This is a genomic window from Streptomyces sp. NPDC059917 (genome assembly GCF_042730635.1).
In the GTDB taxonomy this organism is placed as follows: domain Bacteria; phylum Actinomycetota; class Actinomycetes; order Streptomycetales; family Streptomycetaceae; genus Streptomyces.
In genome coordinates this window covers 80824-92116 of sequence record NZ_JBHWLC010000029.1, presented here as the reverse complement: position 1 = coordinate 92116, position 11293 = coordinate 80824, and the positions used below count along the sequence as shown (strand labels likewise).

General features: G+C 69.8%; 11 protein-coding genes, 1 rRNA gene and 1 riboswitch. Of the genes, 11 read left to right on the top strand and 1 reads right to left on the bottom strand.

Going from position 1 to position 11293, the window contains the following annotated elements; translation table 11 throughout:
- The first annotated feature begins 138 nt into the window (after positions 1-138).
- From rrf to ACFWAR_RS18810, 11 genes are all read left to right on the top strand, one after another.
- Positions 139-255 (top strand): 5S ribosomal RNA (gene rrf, locus ACFWAR_RS18860).
- Positions 256-382: 127 nt separating this feature from the next.
- Positions 383-991 carry a CDP-alcohol phosphatidyltransferase family protein gene (locus tag ACFWAR_RS18855; RefSeq protein WP_385778471.1) on the top strand — a complete coding sequence of 203 codons (609 nt, stop codon included), beginning with the start codon at positions 383-385 and terminating at the stop codon, positions 989-991.
- A gap of 102 nt (positions 992-1093) precedes the next feature.
- Complete coding sequence (locus ACFWAR_RS18850; protein ID WP_385778469.1) at positions 1094-3589, top strand: sugar phosphate nucleotidyltransferase; 2496 nt, start codon at positions 1094-1096, stop codon at positions 3587-3589.
- A gap of 87 nt (positions 3590-3676) precedes the next feature.
- Positions 3677-4582, top strand: coding sequence for a DUF881 domain-containing protein (locus tag ACFWAR_RS18845; RefSeq protein ID WP_385778485.1), 906 nt, complete (start codon positions 3677-3679; stop codon positions 4580-4582).
- Positions 4579-4911 (top strand): small basic family protein, encoded by a 333-nt coding sequence (locus ACFWAR_RS18840; protein ID WP_125651314.1) that lies wholly within the window; start codon positions 4579-4581, stop codon positions 4909-4911. Before ACFWAR_RS18845 ends, ACFWAR_RS18840 begins: the two co-directional genes overlap by 4 nt.
- A 4-nt stretch (positions 4912-4915) precedes the next feature.
- Positions 4916-5731: a DUF881 domain-containing protein gene (locus ACFWAR_RS18835; RefSeq protein WP_385778467.1), complete on the top strand. Its 816-nt coding sequence runs from the start codon at positions 4916-4918 to the stop codon at positions 5729-5731.
- 82 nt (positions 5732-5813) lie between these two features.
- Positions 5814-6755, top strand: coding sequence for an FHA domain-containing protein (locus tag ACFWAR_RS18830; RefSeq protein WP_385778483.1), 942 nt, complete (start codon positions 5814-5816; stop codon positions 6753-6755).
- 42 nt (positions 6756-6797) lie between these two features.
- Positions 6798-7565, top strand: coding sequence for a MerR family transcriptional regulator (locus ACFWAR_RS18825; protein ID WP_385778465.1), 768 nt, complete (start codon positions 6798-6800; stop codon positions 7563-7565).
- Between the two features lie 52 nt (positions 7566-7617).
- Positions 7618-8091, top strand: coding sequence for a bifunctional nuclease family protein (locus ACFWAR_RS18820; protein WP_283461037.1), 474 nt, complete (start codon positions 7618-7620; stop codon positions 8089-8091).
- Positions 8092-8271: 180 nt separating this feature from the next.
- Positions 8272-8910, top strand: a complete 639-nt coding sequence (locus tag ACFWAR_RS18815) for a MerR family transcriptional regulator (RefSeq protein WP_385778463.1) — start codon at positions 8272-8274, stop codon at positions 8908-8910.
- A 116-nt stretch (positions 8911-9026) separates the two neighbouring features.
- Complete coding sequence (locus ACFWAR_RS18810) at positions 9027-10586, top strand: DNA polymerase IV (protein ID WP_385778461.1); 1560 nt, start codon at positions 9027-9029, stop codon at positions 10584-10586.
- Between the two features lie 4 nt (positions 10587-10590).
- Here ACFWAR_RS18810 and ACFWAR_RS18805 read toward each other — a convergent pair whose 3' ends face one another.
- The gene (locus ACFWAR_RS18805; RefSeq protein WP_385778459.1) at positions 10591-10977 is read right to left on the bottom strand and encodes a PRC-barrel domain-containing protein; all 387 of its coding nucleotides are present in this window, start codon (positions 10975-10977) and stop codon (positions 10591-10593) included.
- Positions 10978-11079: 102 nt separating this feature from the next.
- A riboswitch (glycine riboswitch) is annotated at positions 11080-11178 on the top strand.
- Positions 11179-11293 lie beyond the last annotated feature (115 nt).

The window sequence follows — 11293 nt, the reverse complement described above, 5'->3', positions numbered from 1 at the left end:
CAGATGTGGAAGCCCGGTAACGGGTGGAGCTGACTGGTACTAATAGGCCGAGGGCTTGTCCTCAGTTGCTCGCGTCCACTGTGTTAGTTCTGAAGTAACGAACTGTGCCGATATCCGGTTTGGTTAACTTCATAGTGTTTCGGTGGTCATAGCGTTAGGGAAACGCCCGGTTACATTTCGAACCCGGAAGCTAAGCCTTTCAGCGCCGATGGTACTGCAGGGGGGACCCTGTGGGAGAGTAGGACGCCGCCGAACAATCATTGTGGGAAAGCCCCGCACCTTATGGTGCGGGGCTTTTCTGCGTTCCGGGTCCGAAGGGCCGGGTTGTTCTCCTGTAGGGTCAGGAGGCATCGTTCGTACGTTTCAAAGTGGAGGCCCTCGGGTGGAGGTCCAGGAGACTCGGGTTCAGACGGACCGAATCCTCACCATCCCGAACATTCTGAGCATGGCTCGCCTCGTCGGCGTCCCCGTGTTCCTCTGGCTCATCCTGATGCCGGTGTTCGGCGGCCCGAAGGCCGACTTCTGGGCACTGCTGGTGCTCATGTTCAGCGGGGTCAGCGACTATCTGGACGGGAAGCTCGCCCGGCGCTGGAACCAGATCAGCAGCCTCGGCCGGCTGCTGGATCCGGCCGCCGACCGGCTGTACATCCTGTCCACGCTCGTGGGGCTCACCTGGCGCGAGATCCTGCCGCTGTGGCTCACCGGCGCCCTCCTGGCCCGAGAGCTGATGCTGCTGGTCATGGTGTGGATCCTGCGCCGCCACGGCTATCCGCCGCCGCAGGTGAACTTCCTGGGCAAGGCCGCCACCTTCAACCTGATGTACGCCTTCCCCTTGCTGCTGCTCAGCGACGGGACGGGCTGGCTCGCCTGGCTGGGTTCAGTTTTCGGATGGGCGTTCGCAGTTTGGGGTACAACCCTCTATTGGTGGGCAGGAGTCCTGTACGTGGTGCAGGTCCGCCGTCTGGTGAAGGCGGACGCCACGGCCGACTGAGTTCGGCTCGCCGGAGTAGTCACGCGGAAGAGCAGCGTAGCCACCGTCCGAGACGGGCGAGGTCGGCGCAGAACGCCGTCTCTCTAGGAGGACTCTTCCGACATGAAGGCCGTCGTGATGGCTGGTGGTGAGGGCACACGCCTTCGCCCCATGACCTCGAGCATGCCCAAGCCGCTCCTGCCGGTGGCCAACCGGCCGATCATGGAGCACGTGCTGAGGCTGCTCAAGCGGCATGGTCTCAGCGAAACCGTGGTCACCGTGCAGTTCCTGGCGTCACTCGTCAAGAACTATTTCGGTGACGGCGAGGAACTGGGCATGGAGCTGACCTATGCCAACGAGGAGAAGCCCCTCGGGACCGCCGGCAGCGTGAAGAACGCCGAGGAGGCCCTCAAGGACGACGCCTTCGTCGTCATCTCCGGTGACGCGCTCACCGACTTCAACCTCACCGACCTCATCAACTTCCACAAGGAGAAGGGCGCACTCGTCACGGTGTGCCTGACCCGGGTGCCGAACCCGCTGGAGTTCGGCATCACGATCGTGGACGAGGAGGGGAAGGTCGAGCGCTTCCTGGAGAAGCCGACGTGGGGGCAGGTCTTCTCGGACACCGTCAACACCGGCATCTACGTGATGGAGCCGGAGGTCTTCGACTACGTGGACCCCGATGTCCCGGTCGACTGGTCCGGTGACGTCTTCCCCCAGCTGATGAAGGAAGGCCGGCCCATCTACGGCTACGTCGCCGAGGGCTACTGGGAGGACGTCGGCACCCACGAGAGCTACGTCAAGGCCCAGGCCGACGTGCTCGAGGGCAAGGTCCAGGTCGACATGGACGGCTTCGAGATCTCCCCGGGGGTCTGGATCGCCGAAGGCGCCGAAGTGCACCCCGACGCGGTGCTGCGCGGGCCGCTCTACATCGGGGACTACGCCAAGGTCGAGGCCGGGGTCGAGATCCGCGAGCACACGGTCATCGGCTCGAACGTGGTCGTCAAGACCGGCGCCTTCCTGCACAGGGCCGTGATCCACGACAACGTGTACATCGGTCCGCACAGCAACCTCCGCGGCTGCGTCATCGGCAAGAACACCGACATCATGCGGGCGTCCCGGATCGAGGACGGGGCGGTCATCGGTGACGAGTGCTTGATCGGTGAGGAATCGATCGTCCAGGGCAACGTGCGGGTCTACCCCTTCAAGACGATCGAGGCGGGCGCCTTCGTCAACACCTCGGTCATCTGGGAGTCGCGGGGCCAGGCGCACCTCTTCGGTGCGCGCGGGGTCTCCGGCATCCTGAACGTGGAGATCACCCCCGAGCTGTGCGTCCGGCTCGCCGGGGCCTACGCGACCACGCTCAAGAAGGGGGCGATGGTCACCACGGCCCGTGACCACTCCCGCGGTGCGCGTGCGCTGAAACGCGCGATGATCTCCGCGCTCCAGGCCAGCGCGATCGACGTGCGCGACCTGGAGAACGTACCGCTGCCGGTCGCCCGGCAGCAGACCGCGCGCGGCAGTGCGGGCGGGATCATGCTGCGGACCTCGCCCGGCGTGCCGGACTCGGTCGACATCATCTTCCTCGACGAGCGGGGCGCGGACCTCTCGCAGGGGCAGCAGCGCAAGCTCGACCGCGTGTACGCGCGCCAGGAGTACCGGCGTGCGTTCCCCGGCGAGATCGGTGACCTGCAGTTCCCGTCGAGCGTCTTCGACTCCTACACCGGTTCGCTGCTGCGGCACGTGGACACCTCCGGCGTCGCGGACTCCGGGCTCAAGGTGGTCGTGGACGCGGCGAACGGCAGTGCCGGGCTCGTCCTGCCCAGCCTGCTGGGCCGGCTCGGCGTGGACGCCCTCACGGTCAATCCCGGGCTCGACGAGTCCAGGCCGACCGAGACCGCCGAGTCCCGGCGGGCCGCCCTGGTGCGCCTCGGGGAGATCGTCGCCTCCTCGCGCGCGGCCTTCGGCGTGCGCTTCGACCCGGTCGGCGAGCGGATCTCGCTCGTGGACGAGCGGGGCCGGATCATCGAGGACGACCGGGCGCTGCTGGTGCTGCTGGACCTGGTCGCGGCGGAGCGCCGCAGCGGGCGGGTGGCGCTGCCGGTGACCACGACCCGGATCGCGGAGCAGGTGGCGGCGTACCACGGCACGCAGGTGGAGTGGACGACGACCTCGCCCGACGACCTGACGCGGGTGGGCCGGGCGGAGACCACGATCTTCGGCGGGGACGGTCGGGGCGGGTACATCGTCCCGGAGTTCAGCAGCGTCTTCGACGGGTCGGCGGCCTTCGTCCAGCTGATCGGGCTGGTGGCGCGCACGCAGCTCACGCTGAGCCAGATCGACGCCCGGATCCCGCGGGCGCACGTCCTCAAGCGGGACGTGCCCACGCCGTGGGCGGTCAAGGGCCTGGTCATGCGGCGCGTGGTGGAGGCCGCGGGGGACCGCCAGGTCGACACGACCGACGGGGTGCGCGTGGTCGAGGCCGACGGTCGGTGGGCGCTCGTCCTGCCGGACCCGGCGGAGGCCGTGACGCACCTGTGGGCCGAAGGTCCCGACGACGCGTCGGCGCAGGCCCTGCTGGAGGAGTGGGCGGGCGTCCTGGACGGCGCCGGGGACTGAACCCGGGTCCGCGGGCCGGGGCCACGCAGCGTGGTTCCCGGCCCGGCGGACGGCAGCATTCGGTGTCGGCCGGTGCGACATGCGACGATGTGCGGCATGTCGCAGCCGCCCAACAACCGGAGTTCGGCGAAACCGCCCGTGCGCCCGGACGCATCCATGTCGCTGCTGACGCACGTGATGGACCACAGCCTCGACGAGGGCTATGCGGAAGCCGCGGCCCGGCGCGAGGCGGAGGGCACGGCGGGTCTGCCGCGCAACCTCAAGGCCAAACTGGCGCTGGCGGCCGGGCTGGTGCTCGCCGCCATGGTCGTGACGCTGGGTGCCGCGCAGGCACGGATAGCCGCTCCGGTGCTGGCCAAGGAGCGCGAGGAGCTGATCTCCCGCGTCGAGCGCGCCGACGACCACGCGGACGGCCTGGAGAAGGACATCGAGCGGCTGCGCGACGACGTCGCGGGCCGCCAGCGCGCGGCCCTCAAGCAGGAGGGCGGCGACCAGGGCGAGCTGTTGGCGCTGCTCTCCGGAGCGACCGAGGTCCGCGGACCCGGCATCAAGCTGACGGTGGACGACGCGAAGGGCGCCTCCACGGGCAACGGCAACGGCCCGCGGGAGAGCGCGGGCTTCTCGGACACGGGCCGCCTGCGGGACCGGGACATGCAGCGGATCGTCAACGGCCTCTGGCAGGCCGGGGCGGAGGCCGTGGCGATCAACGGGCAGCGGCTGACGGCGCTGTCGGCGATCCGGGCCGCCGGTGACGCGATACTGGTCGACAACAAGCCGCTGGTGCCGCCCTACGAGATCCTCGCGATCGGCGACAAGAAGCGGCTGAACACGGAGTTCCAGGACAGCGTGGACGGGCAGTACCTGCACGTGCTCCAGGAGAGCTACGGGATCCGGTACACCCTGTCCGCGGAGAACGAGGTACGGCTGCCGGCCGCGTCGAGCCTGACCGTACGGACAGCCACAGCAGAAGATCCGAAGAAGGGTGCATCGTGATCGCGGTACTGGGCCTGGTGGCCGGAGTGGTGGCCGGACTTCTGGTCCGACCCGAGGTTCCGGCCGTCGTCGAGCCATATCTGCCGATCGCCGTCGTGGCCGCGCTCGACGCGGTGTTCGGCGGTCTGCGCGCCATGTTGGACGGCATCTTCGTGGACAAGGTCTTCGTGGTGTCGTTCCTGTCCAACGTGGTGGTCGCGGCGCTCATCGTCTTCCTCGGCGACAAGCTCGGCGTCGGCGCGCAGCTGTCCACCGGCGTCGTCGTGGTCCTCGGCATCCGGATCTTCTCCAACGCCGCGGCCATCCGTCGGCACGTCTTCCGGGCGTGAGGCCATGAGTACGGACGAGAACACTCCTCCCGAGCCCATCCGGCCCGCGGCTCCCACGGGGCCCGTGGAACCGTCAGGGGCCCCATCGGCGTCTACCGAGCAGACGGGGCGCCAGCGGCTGGCCGCGGGGCTCTGGCCGCCGCGGGTGAGCCGGGCCCAACTGATCGTCGCCCTGTTGCTGTTCGTCCTCGGACTGGGGCTCGCCATCCAGGTGCGCCACAACAGCGACTCCAGTGCCCTGCGCGGGGCGCGCCAGGAGGACCTGGTGCGCATCCTCGACGAGCTGGACGGGCGCACCAAGCGGCTGGAAGACGAGAAGCAGAAGTTGGTGGACCAGCGCAAGGAGCTGGAGACGAGCTCCAACCAGGCCGACGAGGCGCGCAAGCAGACGGTCGAGAAGGAACGCCAACTGGGGATCCTGGCGGGTACCGTGGCGGCGCAGGGGCCGGGCATCACGCTCAAGGTCACCGACACCAAGGGCCAGGTGCAGTCGGACAAGCTGCTGGACACCATCCAGGAGTTGCGGGCGGCGGGAGCAGAGGCCATCCAGATCAACGGCGTGCGCGTCGTCGCGAGCACGTACTTCTCGGACGAGGGCGGCGGGGTCGCGATCGACGGCAAGAAGATCACACAACCCTATGAATTCAGGGTGATCGGAAAGCCGCAGGACCTGGAGCCGGCCCTCAACATTCCCGGCGGCGTCATCCAGACGCTGGAGAAGGAACAGGCCAACGCCACCGTCGTACGATCGGCGAAGATCGTTGTGGACGCCTTGCGGGCTGCGAAGCAGCCTGACTACGCTCGGTCGTCATCGTCATGAGACCCGGCGGGATGTGGAGCGGCTCACGTGGGCGGATGCCTGCGGGGGGTCGACGCACCGAAGAAGCGGTGCGTGGTGGAAACTGTCTGGTGGTGACGGACGTTGTGAGAATGTCCGGGTCGGCAGGTGTGAGTATTCGGAGTTCGTCCTGCCCCACGGGCGGGTCTGTTTCGGTCAAGGGGAATCGCCCGTGAAGTTGTTTGAGAAGTTGTTCGGCAAGAAGAACCGCGAGGAGAGCGGTGCGCCCAAGCACCGCGCGGGACACGGTGACGTGGAGGAGCAGGGCGACCGGCCGCTCTTCCGCGACGAGGTCGCCGGGGCGGGTGACAATTCGGGCGCGTACGGCGCGTCGGCTGTTGACCCTGCCGGTTCCGGGCGCATAGGTTTCGGTGAACCATCAACCTCAAGTACGGGTGGAGGGTTTGCGCCCGACCCGTATGCCACCAATGCCTCCGCGGGGCACCCGCGGCGCGAGGAGCCGTCCATGTCGGCCGAGCAGGTTTGCAGCAGGTGTGGCCACCGCAGCGATGCGGCCAGCCGGTTCTGCTCCAACTGCGGGGCGCCGCTGCGGCCGGGCCTGACGCCGGAGCGTGCTTCGGAGACCACGTCCACCATCTCGATCTCGGGCCTCGAGGCCTACGAGGCCGAGGTGTCCGGACAGCACGTGTCGTCCTCGCTGTCCCCCGAGGCCCAGGCCGCGGTGGAAGCCCTGCCTCCGGGCTCCGCGCTGCTCATCGTGCGGCGCGGCCCGAACTCCGGCAGCCGCTTCCTGCTGGACGGCGAACTGACCACGGCGGGCCGCCACCCGCAGAGCGACATCTTCCTGGACGACGTCACCGTCTCCCGGCGGCACGTCGACTTCCGCAGGGGCCAGGACGGTGGCTTCACCGTCTCCGACGTGGGCAGCCTCAACGGCACGTACGTGAACCGTGAGCCGATCGACTCGGTCGTCCTGCACAACGGCGACGAGGTCCAGATCGGCAAGTACCGGCTGGTCTTCTACGCGAGCCAGCGGGGCATCTGACCGTCTCCCCGGGCCCGCCCGGGGAGACCACAGGGAAGGTCCATGCTGCGTACCTCGACGGGCGGTGCCGGACACGGCGCCGCCGGCTCGGGCGGGCGGCTGGTGAGCATCGGCACGGTGCTCACCACGCTGCGCGACGAGTTTCCCGAAGTCACGATTTCCAAGATCCGGTTCCTCGAGGCGGAGGGGCTGGTCGAGCCCCGGCGCACACCTTCCGGATATCGCAAGTTCAGCCCCGACGACGTCGAGCGGCTGGCCAGGATCCTGCGGTTGCAGCGCGACCACTACCTGCCGCTGAAGGTCATCAAGGACCAGCTCGACGCGCTCGAACGCGGCGAGCAGATTCGTATCCCCGCCCCCGCGGCACCCGCTGACGGCGACGCCGCCGGGGCGGCGGTGGTGGCCGCCGTGTTGGGCGAGATCAGCCGGAGCCGGCCCACCGTGGCCCGGATCGGCCGGGCCGAGCTGCTGGCCGCCGCCGAGGTGGACGAGGTGCAGCTGGTCGAGTGGGAGTCGTACGGGCTCCTCGCGGAGGGCCCCGAGGGCGGATTCGACGCCGAGTCCGTCACCGTGGCCCGCCTGGTGGCGGAACTGGGCCGTTTCGGCTTGGAACCGCGCCACCTGCGCGCCATGAAGGCCGCGGCGGACCGGGAGGCCGGTCTGGTGGAACAGGTGGTCGCACCGCTGCGACGGCACCGCAATCCCCAGACCCGGGCCCATGCCGAGGCCACCCTGAAAGAGCTCGCGGGCATCTCCGTACGGCTCCACGAGGCGCTCGTACAGACCGCTCTCGGGGTCCGTCTGCACTGACTCGCGGGGCCCCGACTACCCAAACCGGCCGGGCAGGTCCTAGGGTTGCTGTGTGAACGAGCTCGACGTTGTGGGTGTCCGGGTTGAAATGCCCTCCAACCAACCGATCGTGCTCCTGCGTGAAGTGGGAGGCGATCGGTACCTCCCCATCTGGATCGGTCCTGGGGAGGCTACTGCCATTGCCTTTGCCCAGCAGGGGATGGCCCCTGCCCGGCCGCTGACGCACGACCTGTTCAAGGACGTGCTGGAGGCGATCGGCGAGGAACTCACCGAGGTCCGGATCACGGATCTGCGGGAGGGTGTCTTCTACGCGGAGCTCGTCTTCGCCAGCGGGGTCGAGGTGAGCGCGAGGCCGTCCGACGCCATAGCGCTGGCCCTGCGCACGGGGACGCCGATCTACGGGAGCGACGGGGTGCTGGACGATGCCGGAATCGCGATTCCGGATGAGCAGGAGGACGAGGTGGAGAAGTTCCGCGAGTTCCTCGACCAGATCTCGCCGGAGGACTTCGGCAGCAGCAATCAGTGAGGTGTCGGCCGAGTCGTCCTCAAGGGAATGTCAGCCCATTCGAGTAGCCTTTCCCCGCTAAGGGATACGGGAAACCACTCTCAGGGTGATTATCACTCGGCGTGCCGAGTGTGGCGATCGTTGACGCACCCCGGGTGACTGCCTACCTTCAAGGTGGCAGGTCAAGGACGGAGGGTCGGCGTGAGGATCACGGGCGACGGTACGACCGGGGGCACCCCCGCACGGAGTGAGGGCGGACCGTACGCGCTGCACGGCGGGCCGGTGGGTGCCGCGCGCCGTCAGCCGGAATCCGTGGCGCCCGGCCCGGAGGACGGCGAGCACGCCGCCGGCGAGATCGGCTACCGCGGGCCCACGGCCTGCGCCGCCGCGGGCATCACCTACCGGCAGCTCGACTACTGGGCGCGGACCGGGCTCGTCGAGCCCAGCGTGCGCGCGGCCGGCGGATCCGGTACCCAGCGGCTCTACAGCTTCCGGGACGTGGTCGTCCTCAAGATCGTCAAACGCTTCCTCGACACCGGGGTGGCGCTGCAGAACATCCGCACCACCGTCCAGCACCTGCGCGACCGGGGCTTTCGCGACCTGGAGCGGATGACGCTCATGAGCGACGGCGCGACCGTCTACGAGTGCACCTCTCCGGACGAGGTCGTGGGCCTGCTCCAGGGCGGGCAGGGGATCTTCGGGATCGCCGTCGGCGTGGTGTGGCGGGACGTGGAGAAGGCGCTGTCGCAGCTGCACGGGGAGCGCGTGGAGACGGGCGAGACGCTGGTCGGGCACAACCCGGCCGACGAGCTGGCCGCGCGGCGCAACCGGGCGGGCTGAGGCCACCGGGTCGCCGCGCCGTCCAGAACGCCCCCGTGGCGCGCCGGACGCTCCTCGCGGGGCGCGCCGGACGCGTGTCGGGGGCGTTGTCAGTGGCGTAGGGCAGCATCGGTGGCGTGAGAGCCGCGCCGACCATCCTGCATCTGGACATGGACGCCTTCTACGCCTCCGTGGAGCAGGCGGCGAAGCCGAGCCTGCGCGGGAAGGCCGTGATCGTCGGCGGGCTCGGCCCGCGCGGGGTGGTCGCGACGGCCTCGTACGAGGCGCGCCGCTTCGGGGTGCATTCGGCGATGCCCACCGCCCAGGCCCGGCGGCTCTGCCCGAACGGGGCCTATCTGATTCCGCGCTTCACCCTGTACCGGGCGGTCAGCGACCTGGTGATGGCGCGGCTGCGCGCGCTGTCGCCGCTGGTGGAGCCGCTCAGCCTGGACGAGGCCTTCGTGGACCTGGAGGCGGGCGGCGCGGCCTTCGACTCGGCCGGGGCCCGGGACACGGCCGAGCGGCTGCGGGCGGACATCCGGGCGGCGACGGGGCTCAGCGCCTCGGTGGGGCTGGCCGGGTCCAAGATGCTGGCCAAGGTGGCCTCGGAGGGCGCCAAGCCGGACGGGTTGCTGCTGATCGAGCCGGGGACCGAACGGGAGCTGCTGGCGCCCATGTCGGTGCGGACCCTGCCCGGGGTGGGGCCGGCCACCGGGGAGCACCTGCGGCGGGCCGGGATCACCACGGTGGGGGAGCTGGCCGATGCCGGCGAGGACGAGCTGGTCCGGATGACCGGGCGGGCGCACGGGGTGGCGCTGTACCGGATGGCGCTGGGGTTGGACGACCGGCCCGTGGTCGCGGAACGGGACGCGAAGTCCGTCTCGGTCGAGGACACCTTCGACGTGGACCTGCACGACCGGGTCCGGATCCGGGGCGAGGTGCAGCGGCTCGCGGAGCGGTGCGTGGGGCGGCTGCGCGCGTCCGGGCACTCGGGGCGGACGATCGTGCTCAAGGTGCGCCGCTACGACTTCTCCACGCTGACCCGGTCGGAGACCCTGCGGGGGCCGACGGACGATCCGGCGGTGGTCCGGGAGGCGGCGGCCCGGCTGCTGGAGGGGATCGATACGACGGGCGGGGTGCGGCTGCTGGGCGTGGGGGTGTCGGGGCTGGCCGACTACACGCAGGAGGACCTGTTCGCCCAGGCGGAGGCCCAGGCCGAGGCGGAGGCGGAGGCCCGGGCGCAGGCGCAGGCGCAGGCCCCGGCCGGAGCGCGGGCGCCGGTCGGGGAGACGGATTCAGGTGGGGCGGATGTGGCCGCGGGGGCGCAGGGGCCGAACGGGGCGGACGGGGGCGCGGGGGCGCCCGTACGCGCGGAGGCGGCGGCCGGGACCGGGGCCGCGGACGCGCCCGTGGGGGAGTCCCCGCAGGAACGGAGGTGGCCGGCGGGGACCGATGTGCGCCACGGGGAGTACGGGCCCGGCTGGGTGCAGGGCAGCGGGGTGGGGAGGGTGACCGTCCGTTTCGAGCGGCCGGGATCGCCGCCGGGTCGGGTGCGCACCTTCCGGATGGACGACCCCGAGCTGGAACCGTCCGATCCGCTGCCCCTGGTCGGGGAGGCGGACGGGGAACATGCCAAAGGTGACGGGGAACATGCCGAAGAAGGGGCGGGCGGGGGACGGAGCGGTGGAGGCGGGTGAGGGGTCAGGCCTCGCCGCCGGCGAGCCGGCCGAAGTCGCGGTCGCCGTGGTGGAAGTCACTCGGCAGGGTCACGTCGAGGCCGTAGTGGTGGTAGAGCTGGAGCTCCTGTTCGGGGGAGAGGTGGCGACCCACCCCGAAATCGGGGGCGTCCTTGATCAGGGCGCGTTCGAAGGGAACCCGCAGGGTGTCGCCCACCACCTCGCTCGGTTCCAGCGGGACGAAGGCGTCCCGACTGAAGAGCCCGGTCCGTACGGCGGCCCATTCCGGGACGCCCGTGGCATCGTCGAGGTAGACCTCGTCGACGGTTCCGATCTTGGTTCCATTGCGGTCGAACGCCTTGCGGCCGATCAGGCTGCGCGGATCGATGTCGGTCTGCACGGTCGCCTCCATTTGGTCGCAACTCCTCCGTAATGACTACAAAAGTGCATTTCCGGGGAGGGGGCCACTCGAGGGAGTGCCCAGATCCTCGCTGGTAGGCTGGGGAACGGCTGCTGACCCTGTGCGGGAGAGTCCTCCGATCGAGTTCGTCGGAGGCGCCGAAGGAGCAACTCCTCCCCGGAATCTCTCAGGCAGACGTACCGCACGGACGAGGCCACTCTGGAAAGCAGGACGGGCGACGGATCGCAGTTCCGGTGCCCTTCCTCACCGACGGTGAAAACCGGACCTCCACGGGCGATCCCCAGGAGGCCCGGTGAAGCTCTCAGGT

Bases quoted from the DNA above. Each gene is read 5' to 3' on its own strand.
- ACFWAR_RS18805 (WP_385778459.1), bottom strand. From the start codon at position 10,977: ATGGAGGCGACCGTGCAGACCGACATCGATCCGCGCAGCCTGATCGGC.
- ACFWAR_RS18825 (WP_385778465.1), top strand. From the start codon at position 6,798: ATGCTGCGTACCTCGACGGGCGGTGCCGGACACGGCGCCGCCGGCTCG.
- ACFWAR_RS18835 (WP_385778467.1), top strand. From the start codon at position 4,916: ATGAGTACGGACGAGAACACTCCTCCCGAGCCCATCCGGCCCGCGGCT.
- ACFWAR_RS18850 (WP_385778469.1), top strand. From the start codon at position 1,094: ATGAAGGCCGTCGTGATGGCTGGTGGTGAGGGCACACGCCTTCGCCCC.
- ACFWAR_RS18845 (WP_385778485.1), top strand. From the start codon at position 3,677: ATGTGCGGCATGTCGCAGCCGCCCAACAACCGGAGTTCGGCGAAACCG.